General features: G+C 69.7%; 13 protein-coding genes. 7 read left to right on the top strand and 6 right to left on the bottom strand.

The features are described 5' to 3' along the window. Position 1 precedes the first annotated feature (1 nt). Together OD750_RS09180 and OD750_RS09175 are read right to left on the bottom strand one after the other, a co-directional pair. Entirely contained in the window at positions 2–3,418 is a 3,417-nt protein-coding gene (locus OD750_RS09180; protein ID WP_263544948.1) for a response regulator, read from the bottom strand. Between the two features lie 163 nt (positions 3,419–3,581). Continuing rightward, entirely contained in the window at positions 3,582–4,988 is a 1,407-nt protein-coding gene (locus tag OD750_RS09175) for a hypothetical protein (protein ID WP_263544949.1), read from the bottom strand. Positions 4,989–5,065: 77 nt separating this feature from the next. Between OD750_RS09175 and OD750_RS09170 the strand changes: the two genes are divergently transcribed. From OD750_RS09170 to OD750_RS09155, 4 genes are all read left to right on the top strand, one after another. After that, entirely contained in the window at positions 5,066–5,425 is a 360-nt protein-coding gene (locus tag OD750_RS09170; protein ID WP_263544950.1) for a hypothetical protein, read from the top strand. Between the two features lie 177 nt (positions 5,426–5,602). After that, positions 5,603–6,100, top strand: a complete 498-nt coding sequence (locus OD750_RS09165; protein WP_263544951.1) for a DUF2306 domain-containing protein — start codon at positions 5,603–5,605, stop codon at positions 6,098–6,100. A gap of 51 nt (positions 6,101–6,151) precedes the next feature. Beyond that, positions 6,152–7,597, top strand: a complete 1,446-nt coding sequence (locus OD750_RS09160) for an Hsp70 family protein (protein WP_263544952.1) — start codon at positions 6,152–6,154, stop codon at positions 7,595–7,597. A 50-nt stretch (positions 7,598–7,647) separates the two neighbouring features. Next, positions 7,648–8,100, top strand: a complete 453-nt coding sequence (locus tag OD750_RS09155; protein ID WP_263544953.1) for a GNAT family N-acetyltransferase — start codon at positions 7,648–7,650, stop codon at positions 8,098–8,100. Between the two features lie 7 nt (positions 8,101–8,107). On the opposite strand, the gene OD750_RS09150 is transcribed toward OD750_RS09155, so the two are convergent. The 3 genes from OD750_RS09150 to OD750_RS09140 all read right to left on the bottom strand — a co-directional run bounded on the left by OD750_RS09150 (position 8,108) and on the right by OD750_RS09140 (position 13,457). Beyond that, positions 8,108–11,203 (bottom strand): hypothetical protein, encoded by a 3,096-nt coding sequence (locus OD750_RS09150; protein WP_263544954.1) that lies wholly within the window; start codon positions 11,201–11,203, stop codon positions 8,108–8,110. Between the two features lie 134 nt (positions 11,204–11,337). Next, entirely contained in the window at positions 11,338–12,786 is a 1,449-nt protein-coding gene (locus OD750_RS09145) for a sensor histidine kinase (RefSeq protein ID WP_263544955.1), read from the bottom strand. Beyond that, on the bottom strand, positions 12,786–13,457 hold the full coding sequence (locus OD750_RS09140) for a response regulator transcription factor (protein ID WP_263544956.1): 672 nt from the start codon (positions 13,455–13,457) through the stop codon (positions 12,786–12,788). The genes OD750_RS09145 and OD750_RS09140 overlap by 1 nt, the downstream gene beginning before the upstream one ends. A 155-nt stretch (positions 13,458–13,612) precedes the next feature. On the opposite strand from OD750_RS09140, the gene OD750_RS09135 reads away from it, so the two are divergent. The 3 genes from OD750_RS09135 to OD750_RS09125 all read left to right on the top strand — a co-directional run bounded on the left by OD750_RS09135 (position 13,613) and on the right by OD750_RS09125 (position 15,869). Then, a complete protein-coding gene (locus OD750_RS09135) occupies positions 13,613–14,347 on the top strand; it encodes a TMEM175 family protein (RefSeq protein ID WP_263544957.1) in 735 nt (244 codons plus the stop codon). Then, positions 14,344–15,123 carry an AAC(3) family N-acetyltransferase gene (locus OD750_RS09130; protein ID WP_263544958.1) on the top strand — a complete coding sequence of 260 codons (780 nt, stop codon included), beginning with the start codon at positions 14,344–14,346 and terminating at the stop codon, positions 15,121–15,123. Before OD750_RS09135 ends, OD750_RS09130 begins: the two co-directional genes overlap by 4 nt. Before the next feature lie 473 nt (positions 15,124–15,596). Beyond that, the gene (locus tag OD750_RS09125; protein ID WP_263544959.1) at positions 15,597–15,869 is read left to right on the top strand and encodes a hypothetical protein; all 273 of its coding nucleotides are present in this window, start codon (positions 15,597–15,599) and stop codon (positions 15,867–15,869) included. Here OD750_RS09125 and OD750_RS09120 read toward each other — a convergent pair. Then, the gene (locus OD750_RS09120) at positions 15,866–16,999 is read right to left on the bottom strand and encodes a sulfotransferase (RefSeq protein ID WP_263544960.1); all 1,134 of its coding nucleotides are present in this window, start codon (positions 16,997–16,999) and stop codon (positions 15,866–15,868) included. The two genes, OD750_RS09125 and OD750_RS09120, sit on opposite strands and share 4 nt — an antisense overlap. Positions 17,000–17,086: the final 87 nt, after the last annotated feature.

Here is a 17,086-nt window from a genome sequence, read left to right as displayed (position 1 = left end):
GTCACTTCTGGATCCACACGCGCGCGAGCGACAGGAGCTTTTCGACGTCGAGCGGCTTGGCGATGTAGTCGTTCGCGCCTGCCGCGAGGCATTTCTCCTGGTCGTCGCGCATCGCCTTGGCCGTCAGCGCGATGATCGGCAGGCGGCGCCAGTCCGGCCGCTTGCGGATCTCGCGCATCGCGGTCAGTCCGTCCATCTCGGGCATCATGACGTCCATCAGCACGAGGTCGTACGTGTCGGGCGTGCCGGCGACGCGCGTCAGCGCCTCGATCGCCTCGATGCCGTTGCGCGCGATGTCCACTTTCGCGCCCTTGGGTTCGAGCACGCTCGCGAGCGCGAACACGTTGCGCACGTCGTCCTCGACGATGAGCACGCGGCGGCCCTCGAACGTCGACTCGCGATCGCGCGACAGCGCCAGCATCCGCTGCGATTCGGGCGGCAGGTCGGCTTCGACCTGGTGCAGGAACAGCGTCACCTCGTCGAGCAGGCGCTCGGGCGAACGCGCGTCCTTGATGATGATCGACCGCGAGAAGCGCCGCAGCGCCTGTTCCTCGTCGCGCGACAGCGAGCGCCCGGTGTAGACGATCACCGGCGGAAACGCGCCGTCGTCGCGGCTCGCCATCGCTTCGAGCAGGTCGAAGCCGCTCATGTCCGGCAGGTTGAGGTCCATCACCATGCAGTCGAACGTCGCGGCGTCGAGGTGCGCGAGCGCAGCGGCGGCCGTCGGCGCGTCGGTGATGCGGATGTCGCCGGTGCCGAGCAGCGCGCGGATGCTGTCGCGCTGGCGCGCGTCGTCCTCGACGATGAGCACGTGCCGCTGCCCCTGCGAAAACTTCGCCTCGAGCTTGTGCAGCGCGTCGACGAGCTGCTCGCGCTTGACGGGCTTCAACGCGTAGCCGACCGCGCCGAGCTCCATCGCCTCGTGCGAATAGTCGGCGACCGACACGACGTGCACCGGAATGTGCCGCGTGCGCGGATCGCGCTTGAGCTGGTCGAGCACGCCGAGGCCGGAATGGTCCGGCAGGTTCATGTCGAGCAGGATCGCGTTCGGAAGGTACGTCGCCGCGGCGGCGAGCCCTTCGTTCGCGGTATGCGTGACGACGCTCTGGAAATCCATCTCGTGCGCGAGATCGCGCAGGATCGCCGCGAAGTGCACGTCGTCCTCGATCACGAGGATCGTGCGCGCGCCCGGCGCGAGGCTGTGGCGGTCGTCGTTCGGTTCGACGACCGGCGCCGGCGCGGCGGGGCGCGGCGCCGGCGCCGCCGCGGGCGGCGCGACGGCGACAGCCGCCTTCGCCTGCACCGGTCCGGCGTGCACGCGCGGCAGCGTCAGCGTGAATACGCTGCCCTCGCCCGGCGCGCTGCTCACGGTGAGGTCGCCGCCCAGAAGATGGGCCAGGTGCCGCGAGATCGACAGTCCGAGCCCGGTGCCGCCGTATTTGCGATGCGTGCTGCCGTCGGCCTGCCGGAACGCCTCGAAGATGAGGCCCTGCTGCGAATCGGCGATGCCGATGCCGGTGTCGCGCACGGCGAACGCGATGCCGTCGTCGCCGGCGGCGCGCACGGTCACCGACACCTCGCCGCGGTCGGTGAACTTGAGCGCGTTCGACACGAGGTTCTTCAGGATCTGCCCGAGGCGCTGGACGTCGGTCTCGATGCGTTCGGGCGTGCCCGGTTCGACCGCCAGCGAAAAGCCGAGGCGCTTTTGCTGCGCGACCGGCTCGAACGTCCGCGCGAGCGATTCGACCGTCTGCGCGACGGAGACCGGCTGCGCCACGACGTCGACCTTGCCGGCCTCGATCTTCGAAAGATCGAGGATGTCGTTGATCAGCGCGAGCAGGTCGTTGCCGGCCGACGAGATCGTGCGCGCGAACTTCACCTGTTCTTCGGTGAGATTGCCGTGCTTGTTGTCGGCGAGCAGCTTGGCGAGGATCAGCGTCGAATTGAGCGGCGTGCGCAGCTCGTGGCTCATGTTCGCGAGAAATTCGTTCTTGTACTGGTTCGCGCGCTCGAGTTCGCCGGCCTTGAGCGCCAGTACCGCCTGCGCCTCGGTCAGCGACTCCTTCTGCATCGCGAGCACCTGCGTGTGCTCTTCCAGGCGCGTGTTCGTCTGCTCCAGTTCGGCCTGCTGCGTTTCGAGATCGCTGCGGGCCTCCCGGAGCACGCGGCCCTGCTCTTCGAGCTCCTCGTTGTTCACGCGCAGTTCTTCCTGCTGCGTCTGCAGCTCTTCGGCCTGGCGCTGCGTTTCTTCGAGCAGGTCTTCGAGCCGCGTACGGTCCTTCGACGATCGCACCGCGACCCCGAGCGCATCGGCGACGCGCCCGAGCAGATCGCGGTCGGCCGCGTCGACGCGGCGGAAGAAGCCGAGTTCGACGACGGCCTGCACCTCGCCGTCGACGAGCGCGGGGACGACGAGAACCTCTGCAGGGCGTCCGCGGCCGATGCCGGTCGACACGTCCAGCCAGCCGGCCGGCACGTCGCGCACGTGCAGCAGGCGGCGCTCCTTGAACGCCTGGCCCGCAAGGCCGGTGCCGGCCGCGACGAACGCCGACGGCGCGTCGGACGCGAGCGCGTACGCGGCGCGGCGGCGCAATCCGCCGTCCTCGACGATGTGCACGGCACCGACCTGCGCGCCGAGATAGGCCGCGAGAAATTCGAGCACGCGATCGCCGAGCGCTTCGAGCCGCTGCTCGCCGAGAATGCACGCGGCGAACCCCGACTGCCCGGCGCGCAGCCAGTTCTGGGTTTCGCGCGCGCGGTAGTCGCGAGAGGCCATCACCGCGCCGATGACGATCAAGGCCAGCAGCAGCCCGGAACCCGACCAGACGACGAAGCGCGACCGCGCCGCCGTCGCCGACCATTCGCGCTGGCGAAGGTCGAGCTGCGCGCGCTCGCTGTCGATCATCTGTCCGATGACCTGCCGGAACGCGTCCATCGTCGTCTTGCCGCGATCCGACCGCACGATCGCCAGCGCCGCGTCCGGCTTGCCGTCGCGCTGCAGCGCGATGGTTTCCTCCAACTCGGCGAACTTGTCCGCGAGGACGCTTCCGGTCGACGCGAGGCGCCGCTGCTGCGTCGCGTCGTCGCCGATCAGTTCGCCGAGCTCGGCGATCTGCGACTTGATGTCGTCGCGCGCCGTGACGTACGGCTGGAGGTATTCCGATTCGTTCGTCAGCAGAAAGCCGCGCTGGCCCGTTTCGGCATCCTTGACGGTCGAGACCAGCGTTTCGAGCTTCGCGTTCAGCGTCACCGTGTGCGTGACGCGTTCGGCCGCGACCGAACGATCGTCGAGCACGCGCTGGAACAGCAGCGCGATCACGATGACCACGATGACGGCGGCGACGAAGCCCACGAACGTGGGCAGCGGCAGCGGCAGCTCGGTCGCGCCGTGGCGCTGGACTATTTCCCTTTGTTCCATTGGCGCCTTGTATCTTTTCCCGAACCACACGGGCCGGCGGGCTCGACGGCAGCCCGCTGACCGTACGTGAATGAACGGCGGATACTAGCGCAAGGATCCCGCGGCCTGTCGAGCGCGACAGCAACAACTTTTCGTCGGGGACGGGGCGTCGGTCCGGCGGACGTCACCAGCAGCCGGGGTCGCCGTCGATGCATTCGCTCGTGCCGCGCAGCGGCAGCGCCAGGGCGTAGTTCGCCCGCACGCCCGGCACGATGTTGCCGTTGAACCAGTTCGTGGCCTGCACGCCAATCACCGGCAGGCCGGCGAATACCTGCCCGCCGATCGCCGGCGCGAGCGCGGCGCCGCGCCACAGCAGCCGCAGATAGCCCTCGTCGAACGCGGCCTCGCCGTTCGCGTTCGACGCGCCGAGCACGGGCGTCGGCACCGGCGCCGGCGACGTCGTCGTGAGCACCGTGGTATCGAAGCACAGCATCGGCGTCGGCGGCGGCTCGGGAAAGCCGCCGAGCGGCTGCGCGTCGCGATCGTACGCCGCGGGTACGTAGCCCGTGCCGTTGACGCGGCACGCCTGCCCCGGCCGCGGTTCGCCGAAGCGCTGGTTGAACGGGGCCTGGCCGAGCACCGGGCTTCCGAGCGCGGGATCGACATAGAAGCGCTTCGTCGGCGCGGTCATCACCCATTCTGTCGCGGCCGATCCGTCGCTCGCGTCGATCGTTTCGCCCATCGTGTAGGGCGTCGCGAGCACCGCGCTGACCGCGTCGATCGCGCGCGAGGCCGGATAGTCGGCGCGCACGGTGCGCGTACCGAACGAGACGAACGCCGAGGCGACGCCGGTGTTCTCGTCGGTCACCGCGTCGGCGAGATTCGGATGCGCATCGCCGGGGCCCGTGTGCCGCGAGCGCACGCTGAACCCGTCGAGCGCGGTCGCGGCGATGCCGAGCACCGAACCGCGCGCGGCGTTGACGATCGTCGCGTTGCCGACGAGTCCGCCGGCCGGCGCGGCGACGTCGGCGGCCGGGTTCGCCGACCAGTAGCCGCCGGGCTTCCACGCATCGACGAGCCGCGCGCAGTCGTGCGGCCGCGGCGTCGCGTCGTAGCGCATCTGCGCGGCTTGCGCCGACGCGCCCGACAGCTTGCCCATCTCGATGATCTCGATATGCCCTTCGCGCGTGCGCGCGACCGTCGCCGGGCCGCCGTCGGCGCGCGCGCCGGTGAAGTCGGCCGTCGAGAACGGCGTGTAGCGGCGTCCGTCGGGCAGCGACGGGAGCGCCGGGTCGCCCCGCAGGTCGGGTACCGCGCAGCTCGGATCGTCGGTGACGAGCGCGGCCGTGCCGTCCGGCGACGCGAACACGCCGGCCGTCCACATGTCGCCCGCGCCGAGATACAGGTTGGCCGCGAATACGACGCGCCCGTTCACGCCCTCGTGAAAGCGCAGCTTCAGCGCCTTCGTCTGCGCGCTGTCGTTGACGATCGACAACAGCGTGCTGTTGCCGGCGTTCGCCGTGTAGTACGGCCAGATCAGCACCTGGCCGTCGCCGTGCGGACTGACGTTGACGGCGTAGGCCGCGGGCATCGCGGCGGCGAGCGCCGCGGCAAAGACGGGTCGGATCGATCGAAGGGGGTCACGCGTCTGGCTCCGGTGTCGAGGTCGTGACCAAGTACGCAACGGGCCGGAAAAACCCGTCACCGCGCGCGAAACAAATCTGTACAACCGCAACATGTTGTGCCGGGCGCGCCGGCGCGTTTCACGCCATCTATACTTTCGAGCACGTTACGGGCGCGGGCTTACTGGCTGTGAAAGGCATTCGCATCATTTTTCAGGTCGTCAACGGCGACGAGGCGGTTTCGGTGCAAAGTTCGCGCATCGTGCCGATGGACCAGCTTTCCGACGTCGACGCGTTCGAAGCGACTGCCGGCAGGTACGCGCGGCGATTCTGGGACAGCTTCGACGCGCTGCGTCCGTCGTTCGGCGACGTCGAAACCGCGTTGTCCCCCCGCCCCGGCGCCTGAAGAGCGCCATCGCCGTTCGAATCGCGCGGCCCGTCCGGGCATCACGCCGGTCGATCCGCACCGGCCGGCGCGCGGACTTTGCAGGGCTCGCGCCCTCCGCGACTCACCCGAACGGGTGTGGCGGCGAACGCGTCTTCGTTTTACCGTCGCGGTCGTTCCGGCTGCGAGGTCACCCCGATGTTCGGCATCACCCCGTTCGGCATGGTCCACACCGCGATCAGTCTCGTCTCGCTGTTCTCGGGCCTGTATCTCCTGGCGAAGTACCGCGAAATCGCATGGGCCGGCCGCACCGGCAAGGTCTACGTGCTATTTACGATCGCGACCTGCGTGACCGGCCTGTTCATCTTCCGCCACGGCACGTTCGGGCCGCCGCATGCGCTGTCGATCCTGACGCTCGTCGCGCTGCTCGTCGCCTGGCTCGCCGAACGACGCGCGCAGCCGGGTTCGTTCGCGCGCATCGTCGCGGTCGTCGGCTATACGACGACGGTGTTCTTCCACTTCATTCCGGCATTCACCGAAACGGCGACGCGCGTGCCCGAAGGCGCGCCGCTCGCGACGGGACCGGAAGATCCGAACCTCAAGGCCGCGATCGGCGCGGTGTTCGTCGTTTTTCTGATCTTCGGCGCGTGGCAGGTGCTGCGCATCCGCCGCGAACGCCGCCCGGCACTCGCCTAGCGGCGCATCCGCCACTACACTCGCGCGCCCTCGCTACCCCGGGCGCGCGACATGCAGATCGGAATCGACTTCGGAACCAGCTATTCGGCCGCTGCCGCGTCGATCGGCGGGCGCCTGCACGGCATCCGCTTCGGCGACGAGAAGCAGTTTCGCACGGCCGTGTTCTTTCCGGCCGCGGTGCCCGACCCGAACGACTTCGTGCTGACCGACGAACTCGACGCCCAGGTCGACGCCCACATGCGCTCGGCACGCGCCGCGCACCGCAACGCGCTCGACGCGTGGCGCCGGCGCGTCGCCGAAGCGAACGCGCTGCCGGCCGAACGCCGCGTCGAGGCGCTCGCGCTCGCATCCGAACCCGTGCAGCGCAGCGAAGACCAGCTGCGCGCCGCCGCGCTGCGCAGCGTGCGCGCCGGCTGGATGGACCGGCGCGTGCGCGAATCGCGCGGCGCCGCGGTCAGCGTCAACGACGCGGTATTCGGCGACGACGCGATCGAGGCCTACATCAGCGACGGCTACGGCCATCTCGTCGAATCGCCGAAATCGATGCTCGGCTACAATCTTCTGCCGAATGCGAAAAAGATCATTCTGCACATCGCCACGCACGTGCTCGAACACATCCGGCTGTCGGCGACGCGACAGCTCGAAACGCCGGTGCGCGCCGCGATCCTCGGCCGGCCGGTCGAGTTCAAGAGCGCGCTCGGGCCGCAGGGCACGCAGCAGGCGCTGGAGATGCTGACCGAAGCGGCGAACGCCGCCGGCTTCGAGGACGTGTCGTTCATGGAAGAGCCGGCCGCGGCGGCGATGCACTACCACACGCAGCGCGCGACGCCCGAGCGCAGCCTGATCGTCGACGTCGGCGGCGGTACGACCGACGTCGCGTATGCGCTGGTCGGCGGCCCGGAACGCGCACCGCGCATCTTCGGCAGCTGGGGCCTGCCCAAGGGCGGCACCGACATCGACATCGAACTGTCGCTGCACGCGTTCATGCCGCTGTTCGGCCGCGGCGAGCCGGGCATACCGGTGCACCACTTCCGCGAGGCGGCGAGCGTGCACAGCCCGCCGCAGCAGCGCGAATTTCGCGGACACGAATACCGCAACGCGCCGCCGCCGTTCCGCCAGCGGCTGACCGCGCTGCAGCGCTTCGGCGCGACGTCGCAGCTCAACCGGCAGGCCGAGCGCATGAAGATCCATCTGGGCGAACACGCGCACGGCCGCGTCGACCTCGGCTTCGTCGAGCACGATCTCGCGGTCGATCTCGACCGCTCGCACCTCGACGCCGCGTACGCCGATTTTCTCGACCGCCTGCGCGCGCTGCTGCAGCGCGCGCGCGGCGACATCGGCGAGACGCCCGAGTCGATCTTCCTGACCGGCGGCTCGTCGCGCGCGCCGGCGATCCAGAACGCGATCCGCACGCAGTTTCCGGACGTGCGGCTCGTCGTCGGCGATCCGTCGCTCGGCGTGGTATCGGGGCTCGCGGCGGCAGCGGCTCTCGATTGAACGGCGGTGCTGTGGTCTGATCGCCGGACCGACGCCGCGAAGGAACGACGATGCGCCTGATCCCGATCGAAGACGCGCACCTTGCGCAGATGATGACGTGGTTTCCCGACGCCGACGCGACGCTCGTCTGGGGCGGCGCGCCGTTTCGCTATCCGTTCGACGCGCTGACGTTTCGCGAGGACACGCACCTCGAACTGCCGTCGTACGCGCTCGTCGGCGACGACGGCGCGCTCCTGGGCTTCGGCCAGTACTACCGCCGGCTCGACCGCTGCCACCTCGCGCGGCTGGCGATCGCGCCGGACGCGCGCGGCCAAGGCTGCGGCACGGCGCTGATCCGCGAACTCGCCGCCATCGGCCGCCGGACGCTCGGCGTCGCCGGCGATTCGCTGTTCGTGCTCGAACACAACCAGGCGGCGTATCGCTTGTACCGCCGCCTGGGTTTCGTCGACGCGGCCTATCCGGAAGCCTTGCCGCCGGCGCATCGGTACATGGTCCGCGACTGAAAAGCCCTCACCGCACCGGTGCCGCAGCCGTCACCAGCGGCAGCTTCCAGTTTTCGATCCGCGAACCCGGCCCCGTGTTGAGATGGCTCGTGAGGTAGTACAGCCGCTGGATCTCGCCGCTCTGCGCCGGGCCGGCCTTCGCGTCGGCGAAGCGCTGCTGCAGGTAGAACGGCGGGATGCTCTGGTTGTACAGCGTCGCCCGCACGCGTGCGATGCGCGCGATGTCGCCGGGCGGCAGGCGGATGTCGTAGCGCACCTCGTCGGCGCCGGTCAGCGCGGGGTCGGTGTAGTACGGGTCGTTCGCGGCCTCGCCTTCCACTTCGCCGAGGATGCGGATGTAAGGCGACGCGTTGGCCAGGAACAGCTTCGGATCGAAACCGCGCGGACGCAGGCGGTTGTCCTTGACCGGCTGCACGCGACGCAGGAACGAGGTCGTGAGATAACCGGACGAATCCTTGATCAGCTCCTGGTAGATCTGCACCTGGCCGCTGTTCGTGATGCGCTGGTAGTGCGGCTGGAACTCGCGCTGCGCGACGCCGTTTTCGGTCGGCAGCCGGCGGTCGCTCAACCCGTCGAGCAGGAAGCCGAGCGCATCGGTGCGGCCCGACGCCCAGATCGCTCGGCCGCTTGAATCTTCGGCGACGAATTCGATGAACGCGCGGCGGAAACCCACGCCCGACGGCAGGAAGTGGCCCGTCTTGTTCGTCACGCGCACGGTCGCGGAGAACGTGTCGCCGGCGCGAATCACGTCCTTGATCGCGATGTCGGCGGTTTCGTGCCTGGCCATGCGCACCATCGATTCGGCGGCGGTGATGAGGCCCGGCTGCGTCGTGCTCGCGCCCATGTAGTCGATCTGGCGCACGCCGAGCAGCAGCGGAAACTGCTGGAACATCTCGTTGAGAAACACGTTGAGGCCGTGCAGCGAATGACGCGCATAGCCGTCGCGCGGGGTCAGCGTGATCTTCTCGTCCGGCAGCCGGTGCGTCGTCGGCGCGAAGTCTTCCGATTCGATGTTCGCGATCTTCGTGCCGGCGAGGCTCAGCGACTTGTAGCGGTTCGGCATGTGGCAGTCCTGGCACGACTGGAACGTCGCGCCGCGCGCGAACACGCTGTTGGTCCATTCCAGGTGCGTCGTCTGCTCGTACGTGCTCGTGACCGTGCCGCCGCCCGGCACGTGCACCGGATGCGGTCGCCCGTCGTTGTCGAGCACCGGCAGCAGGATGTTGTGGCAGCTGCCGCACAGGTCCGAACTCTTGATCTGCTCGCCGTGCTCGGGCGTGATGCCGAGCGCGTTCTTCATCGGGTCGACGATCACGTCGTCGAACGGACCGAAGATCCTGTCGTCGGTACCCGCGACCCAGTTGCCGGTGAAGCTCGCCTCGGTGCCGAGCGCGGCCTTGTCGATGCGATGGCAGACCGCGCACGAAATACCGTCGCGCGCGAGATTGCCGTAGCCGTTCGGATCGTCGGACGACTGATAGCGCGTGACGAGGCCGAGCCGGAACGGATCGCCGAACGGCACCTGCGGCGGCGGCGCGACCGCGAACAGGTTTCTGCACTTCGCGTCGGCCTTGCGCGTATCCATCGCCAGCTGCCGCTGGCCCATCACGCCATGGCAGTGCAGGCACGTGTTCTCGATGCACTCGGTGAGACCCGGCAGGCGATTGGTCTCGCTCTGCAGCTGCGAGAAGAACACCGGATCGCGTCCGGCGAGGCCCATCGGCGAGGCGCGCCATTCGCCGTACATCGACACGTTGATCGCGTTGCCGGTTTCCGGATCGTCGATCAGCATGTTCGGCGTCGCGTCGTTCGACACGGTCGCGTCGTGGCAGCCCTGGCACTGGTCCGACGTCAGGAACAACCCCGGCTTGAGGGCGCCCGCCGTGCGGTGGTCGAAGCTCTCGGCCGGCAGGTGGAAGCGCCACGCGGACGCGAAATCGGTCGGCCCCAGCGTGCCGAACGACGCCGCGAACTGCGGCGCCGGCTGCGGCTGCGGCTGGCTGAAGGCCCACGCCTGGCGCTGCGCCGCGCGCAGCTTCGCCTCGCCGGCTTCGGTGTTGTGCGCGTCGCCGTGCTCGGCGCCGCCGCGATCGTCGAAGCCCGGGTCCGTCACGTTGAGCATGCCGACGAGGCCCGTCGCCGTCTTCGGCGCGGCCGGCTCGCCGAAATGCCGGTACAAGAGGCCCGACGTCAGCACATTGTCCAAAGCGGCAAAAGTGAGTTCTTTCTCGGCCGACGCGTGGCAGTTCATGCAGTACGCGCCGAACAGGCTGTACGGCGTGACCACGTCGGCGAGCTTCTGGCTCGGCGGCTTGCCCGGCTGCTCGCAGGCCGTATTGGTGAAGAGATCGCCGGTCGGATACCAGCACGGGTTGTTCGCCGGCCGGTCGGGGTTCGCGCCGAAGAACTTGGGATCGGTCACGGCGCTCGACGTCAGGATCGGCGGGTTGCCGTCGCCGCTCGCCGTCGGGTTGGCCCAGTACCAGCCGTCGTGCGTGGCGCCCTTGCGTTTGACCATCACCGTCCACGAACCCGGCTCGATCTGCTCGGCCGGCTTGCGGATCACCATGCATTGCGCATTCGTGTCGATATTCAACGCCTGCGGGTCGATCGACCGCATCTCCTTGATGATCATCGCGCCGGTCGGCAGCTCGCCGGCACGTCCGCCGCACAGCCAGTCGGTCACCTCGGGCGAATACCACACGCGCACCGCCGGATGCACGCCGTATCTCTTGCCGTCGGGAAAGTCGCCGGCATAGGGACCGGTCAGGCGCCAGTCGCGGTCGGCGATCCAGCCGTATTTGCGGTAGGTGCGGTCGCGCAGGAAGCTGCGCAGCGCGAAATCGAAGCGGTTCTTCGCCGACAGATCGGAGATTTCGGCCGGCAGATCCGGGAACGACGCGCGCTGCCCGCGGTTCGGATGGGCCTTGCACCACGCGGCGATGTCCTGCGGCGAGGGCTCCGGCGGCGATTCGGCGCAGACCCATTCGGCCGGCGCGTCGGGCGGAAACGGCGGCAGCGCCTGCACGGGAGCGGATTGCGCGAACGCGACGGCGCTCGCCAGCGACAGGGTCGCAAGACCCGCATACTGCATCGGCTTCATGTCCCCTTCCCCTCGGGCGACCGTGGCTCGCGCCATTAGAACATGAAGATTCGCTTTGTGAAAAAGCAGACAAAGCGTGATGGCCGGACGTGCCGGATCGCGCTTAGGGGTATTTCATCGGCGTTGCGCGCGGGTCAGGCCTCGATCGCGTCGGGCCGCAGCGCGACGGCCTTCGGCGCGGGCGCGTCGTCGACGACCGGCGCGCGCCACAGCGCGAACGTCAGCGTGACGCCGAAGCCGCGGCCGTCGAGCCCCGGGCCGGTCGCGACCGTGGCGCCGTGCGACTGCGCGATGCGCGCGACGAGCGACAGGCCGATGCCGCTGCCGCGTTCGTTGCTGCCGGCCACGCGATAGAACCGGTCGAAGATGCGCTCGCGGTCGGCCGCCGCGACGCCGGGACCGTCGTCGAGCACCTGCAGCTGCGCGACGTCGCCGGCACGCTGGCAGCGCACGGCGACGCGTCCGCCGGCCGGCGTATAGCGCACCGCGTTGTCGACGAGGTTGCCGATCAGAATGCCGAGCTCGTCGAGATTGCCGACGATCGTCGCGCTCTCGGCGTCGAGCGCGATCGCCTGCCCTTTGCGCGCGGCCATGATCGCGAACTCGTCGACGACGACGCCGACGACGTCGGCGAGTTCGAGCGGCGCCTGCGCGCCCGCGCGCGATTCGACGTCGAGCCGCGCCGAGTCGAGCAGCTGCTGCGACAGGCGCGCGCTGCGTTCGACGCCCTGCACGAGCTGCTCGAGCGACGCGCGCGCCTGCGCCGGATCGCGCGAGCGCAGCGCGACCTGCGCGTGCGTGAGCAGCACCGCGAGCGGCGTGCGCAGCTCGTGCGCCGCTTCGGCGAGGAATTGCCGCTCGCTCTGCACGTTGCGGTCGAGCTTGTCGAGCAGCCGGTTGAACGCGTCGACGAGCGGACGGATTTCCTCGGGCAGGTCGGCGCTTGGCAGCGGTTTCAGATCGAGCGCGTCGCGCGACAGGATGGTCTCCTGCACCGCGACCACCGCGCGCAGCGACCAGCGGATCACGAGCTTCATCGCGACGATCAGCACGACGAGCACGACGAACGAAAGTCCCAGCCCGACGCGCAGCCACTTGCGCATCTCGGCGACGAATTCGGCGGTCGGCTTGGCGACCTGCACCTGCACCTGGTTCAGCGCGTCCGAAATCGCGTAGCCGCGCCATTCCTCGCCGTCGATCACGAACGTCGAGAAACCGTCTTCGAAGCGCGCCAGGAACGGCGTCGCGGGCGACGTCGGCGAGCGCACCACGAGTTCGCGGCGCGTCTTGGCCCACACCTGAAATCCGAAGCGGTCGAACTTGCTCGACAGCCGCGGCATTTCCTGCGCGAGCTTCAGATTCGACGACGACGACAGCTGCGAGATGTTCGCCGGCATCGACATGACGATGTCCTGCGCGACCGACGCCAGTTCGCGGTCCCACGCGCCGCCGCGCTCGCGCGCGAGCGTCGTCGACACGTACCAGCCCGCGCAGACCCACAGCGCCGCGAACGTCAGCAGCATCGCGACGAACAGTCGCTTGCGCAGCGACGGTCCGTGATGCTCGCGCGGACAATGTCTCATCAGCGCTCTTCCCCGAGCCGGTAGCCGTAGCCGTGCACCGTCGTGATCAGCTCGTCGCCGAGCTTGCGCCGCAGCTGGTGCACGTAGACGGCGATCGTATTGCTCTCGATCGCGCCGGCGCCGCCGTAGACGAGATCTTCCAGGTGCGAGCGCGCGACCGCGCGGCCCTGGCGTTCCATCAGCGCGACGAGCGTGCGGAATTCGTGCGTCGACAGGCGCACGCGCGCCTCGCCGCGCGTGACGCTGCGCCGGGCGGGGTCGACCGCGACGTCGCCGTAGCGCAGCACCGGGGCGACCATGCCGCGGGTGCGGCGCACCACGGCGCGCAGGCGCGCGAGCAGTTCGTCGATCTGGAAGGGTTTGACGACATAGTCGTCGGCGCCGGCGTCGAGGCCGCGGATGCGGTCGCCGAGCTGGTCGCGGGCGGTGATGATCAAGGTGGGCGTGGCGTCGTAGCGCGCGCGCAGCGACTCGAGCACGTCGAGGCCGGACCCGCGCGGCAGGCCCAGATCGAGCAGCACGGCCGCATACGCGTGATCGACGAGCGCCACGCGCGCGGCGGCCGCGTCGTACGCGGTGTCCACCTGCCAGCCGTCCTGGCGCAACGCCGCGGCCATCGCATCGGACAGCATGCGATCGTCCTCGACCAGCAAAATACTCGACAAACCCATGCCCCGTTCCCGCCGTCGCCCGGCCGCGACGGTAACGCCGCGCAGTTTAAAGATTTCTTAAAAGCACGACGAATGCCGGTGCGGCGCGGCCGGTACGCGCCGCCGCCGCAATGGCCCGCATGCTAGGCTCGGCGCACGCAAACCGAACGCCGACGATGCACCCGAAACCGCTCGCCACCGCCCGCGTCCGCGACGACGGCTTTGCCGACCGCGGCGCCGAAGTCACGCGTTTCGAGTCGTTTCTCGACGCCTCGTTCGCGTTCACGATCACGCTCCTCGTCATCGCCGGCAGCGAGGTGCCCGACAGCATCGCCAAGCTCGTCAACGCGCTCAAATCGTTGCCGACGTTCGCCGCGAGCTTTCTTCTCATCGCGCTGTTCTGGGCCGGCCACGACACCTGGTCGCGCCGCTACGGGCTCGACGACCGCCGTTCGCGCGCGCTCGGGTTTCTGCTGATTTTTCTGATGCTCGTGTACGTGTATCCGCTCAAGATGCTGTTCGGCTCGTTCTTCGCGTGGATCAGCGCGGGCGCGCTGCCGGCGAAGTTTCCGATCAACGGCGTCGCCGAACTGCGCGCGATGTTCTACACGTACGCGATCGCGTTCGGCACGCTCGGCGGCACGATGGCGCTGCTCTACTGGCACGCGTGGCGGCAGCGCGACGCGCTCGCGCTCTCGGCGCACGAACGCGAAGTGACGCGCGGCGAAATCGTGCGCTGGGCGCTCGCGCCGGCGTTCGCGCTGCTGTCGGCGGCGCTCGCCTGGTCGCTGTCGGACAGGCCCGCCGACTGGCAGACCGGCCTGCCCGGCCTCGTCTATTTCCTGCTGCACGGCGCGACGACGTATCTGCGGCGTCGCCAGCGCGTGAAGCTCGCCGCGGTCGCCGCATGAGAACCGGGCCGAGCTACGGCGTCGGCGACGTGACGCGGCAGCTCGCCGCGCTCGGCGTCGAACCCGGCGGCGTGCTCGTCGTGCACACGGCGTTTTCGAAGGCGCGGCCGGTCGACGGCGGTCCCGACGGGCTGATCGACGCGCTGATCGACGTTCTCGGCCCGGACGGCACGCTCGTCATGCCGAGCATGACCGACGACGACGACACGCCGTTCGACGCCGCGACGACGCCGTGCGCGTCGCTCGGCATCGTCGCCGAGACGTTCCGCCGCCGCGACGGCGTGCGCCGCAGCGACAGCCCGCACGCGTTCGCCGCGCGCGGACCGCACGCCGCGGCGATCGTCGCGCCGCATCCGGTCGCCGTGCCGCACGGTCTCGACAGCCCCGTCGGACGCGTGTACGAACGCGACGGCCAGGTGCTGCTGGTCGGCGTCGGCCACGATGCCGACACCACCGTGCACCTGGCCGAGAACCTCGCCGGCGCGCGCTACTTCCGGCCCAAGCACGCGACGGTTCTGGAAGGCGGCGCGCCGCGCCGCATCGACTACGCCGAGCTCGATCACTGCTGCGAAAACTTCGCACTCGTCGACGACTGGCTCGACGAGCCGGGCCTGCAGCGCCGCGGCTACGTCGGCCACGCGCGCGCGCGGCTCGCGCGTTCGCGCGACATCGTGCGCGTCGTCGTCGCGCGGCTGCACGTCGACGACACCGTGTTCCTGCATGCGCCCGGCCTGTGCGCCGAGTGCGACGACGCGCGCCGTTCGCTCGGCCGCTGACAGTTTCGCCGCACGAAAAGCGTAAGACCTGGATGGAGCCGTCGCGGCTTCTCCATCGGGGACCTTCCATGACATCGACATCGCAGCACCCGCGCCTACCCACGCCGGCGCCGCTTCCGCGATCCGGACAGGTCCTCGCCGTTTAGCGGGACCCGGCGGCGGGCGAGCACATCCCCGCATCGCTCGCCGCCGGACTTTGCACCGCCGCACGCGCTCCGGGCCGGCGGCGCGCGTTCCAGACCCCGAAGTCGCGCGTCGCCCGGCCATTCGTCCCTGCGCTGAACCAATCGAGGCGGTTTCAACGAATCGCGACGCACCCGCGCAGACCGCGCCTCGCCCGCGTCGGCCTGAACTGTAAAAGGTCGTGGCGCGGTGCGATATCGGCATCGCGGACCCGGTAAAACGGTCGGCGAGCCCGGCGTTCGACGCCGGCAGGAACGTTTGGAATACGCCGAACGGAGTCTCGCGTGCCGATGAACGTGCCGATCAACCTGCCTCGCGGCGCGGGCATGCCGCTCGCCCTTGCGTACCGCATCGTCTACGACGCGGCGACCGGCGAATGGGTGCTGCGCAAGATCGCGACCGACGGCGACATCAAGGTGCTCGCGGCGTATTCGACGCGGGATGCCGCCGTCGCCGACGCGCGGCGCCTGTGCAGCAAGATGGTCGCCGAAGGCCGTATCGCGCGCCTGATGGTCTACGACGATGCGGGCAATTTCGCGTTTGCGCGGCTGTACGAGCGCTAGCGGCCTGTAACCGTTAACTCGACGTAACGCGCGAGCGACGCGGCGACGTCCCCGGTAACGGCTTCGATGCGCGCGCGCTGCGCCGCATCGGCATCGTCGGTGTAGTAGTCGGGCAGCGACAGGCGGCCGGTCCAGTCGCTCGCGAGCGCGTCGGCCGCCGGCGCATCCAGGCCCGCATGCGCGGCGATGCGGCGGATTTCGCGTTCGGGCGCCGTGCACAGCGCCTCGTAGCTCACGACGAGACAGGCGCGCCGCAGGCGCTCGTCGGCCTCGAGCCGGCGCACGAAGGCGCCGTAGATTTCGCGCCACTGCAGCGCATAGCCGAAAGCGGTGTCGCCGCCGTTCCACGCGTCGCGGATCGCCGCGGCGGCGGCGGCGTCGCCGCAGTGCTGCACGCGCTTTTCGGGTCCGAATTCGTAGTGGCCGAGCCGGGCGAGATGCGCGCCGACGCGCGCGTCGTGCCGCGACCAGCGCACGAACCAGCGATCCTGCTTGCACAGCGAGGCGACCTGAGCGCGCGGCGCGCGCACCGGCACGACGAAACGCGCGTCGGGGAACAGCGCGAGCAGGCATTCGATGCGCGCGAGATGGTAGTTGCCCTTGCACAGGTAGCGCCGGCCGCCGCGCACGGCGAGGAGCTTGCGCAGCTGGTCGCGGTAGAACGCCGCGAATGGCGCCGACGCCGCATCGGCACCGAGCGTCTGGTCGACCGATTCGTCGTGGCGATGCGGGAAGAACGCCTGCCACCAGTTTTCCTCGAACGCTTCCGGGCTGTCGGGTCCGACCGCGAGGCGGTCGCGGTGCGCGCGCTCGATGCGCGCCGGCGCCGCGCGCGGCAGGCGCGCGCGCAGCGCGTTCCACCAGTACGGCAACCAGTGGCACGGATAGTCGCTGTAGCGCAGCGACACGAATCCCGGCGCGCCGGCGAGCATTTCGAGCAGCACCGTCGAGCCGGATCGCGCCATGCCGCAGACGTAGACCGGCCGGTCGATCGCCACATCGGCGATATCGTCGCGCACGCTCGCCGTTTCGAGCCGCGCAAGCCGCCGCATCAGGCCCGGCCAGCGCGTCGCGAGCGCGCCGCCCCAGCGGTCGGCGCGCGTCGGCGGCGGCGGAAACCCGTCGCTCATGGAGTTTCGATCGGACATCCGGCAAGTGTAGCTTTGGATACACCGCAGCGAGCGGCGCATGCCTGCTAGACTCCTCCGTGATTTCGG

Origin of the sequence: Tahibacter soli, assembly GCF_025717065.2 — a bacterium.
GTDB lineage: Bacteria > Pseudomonadota > Gammaproteobacteria > Xanthomonadales > Rhodanobacteraceae > Tahibacter > Tahibacter soli.
Note: the sequence above shows the minus strand (reverse complement) of the source record. Positions and strands in the feature narration are given on the sequence as shown.

Bases quoted from the DNA above. Each gene is read 5' to 3' on its own strand.
- OD750_RS09180 (WP_263544948.1), bottom strand. From the start codon at position 3,418: ATGGAACAAAGGGAAATAGTCCAGCGCCACGGCGCGACCGAGCTGCCG.
- OD750_RS09175 (WP_263544949.1), bottom strand. From the start codon at position 4,988: ATGCCCGCGGCCTACGCCGTCAACGTCAGTCCGCACGGCGACGGCCAG.
- OD750_RS09165 (WP_263544951.1), top strand. From the start codon at position 5,603: ATGTTCGGCATCACCCCGTTCGGCATGGTCCACACCGCGATCAGTCTC.
- OD750_RS09160 (WP_263544952.1), top strand. From the start codon at position 6,152: ATGCAGATCGGAATCGACTTCGGAACCAGCTATTCGGCCGCTGCCGCG.
- OD750_RS09155 (WP_263544953.1), top strand. From the start codon at position 7,648: ATGCGCCTGATCCCGATCGAAGACGCGCACCTTGCGCAGATGATGACG.
- OD750_RS09150 (WP_263544954.1), bottom strand. From the start codon at position 11,203: ATGAAGCCGATGCAGTATGCGGGTCTTGCGACCCTGTCGCTGGCGAGC.
- OD750_RS09145 (WP_263544955.1), bottom strand. From the start codon at position 12,786: ATGAGACATTGTCCGCGCGAGCATCACGGACCGTCGCTGCGCAAGCGA.
- OD750_RS09140 (WP_263544956.1), bottom strand. From the start codon at position 13,457: ATGGGTTTGTCGAGTATTTTGCTGGTCGAGGACGATCGCATGCTGTCC.
- OD750_RS09135 (WP_263544957.1), top strand. From the start codon at position 13,613: ATGCACCCGAAACCGCTCGCCACCGCCCGCGTCCGCGACGACGGCTTT.
- OD750_RS09130 (WP_263544958.1), top strand. From the start codon at position 14,344: ATGAGAACCGGGCCGAGCTACGGCGTCGGCGACGTGACGCGGCAGCTC.
- OD750_RS09125 (WP_263544959.1), top strand. From the start codon at position 15,597: ATGAACGTGCCGATCAACCTGCCTCGCGGCGCGGGCATGCCGCTCGCC.
- OD750_RS09120 (WP_263544960.1), bottom strand. From the start codon at position 16,999: ATGAGCGACGGGTTTCCGCCGCCGCCGACGCGCGCCGACCGCTGGGGC.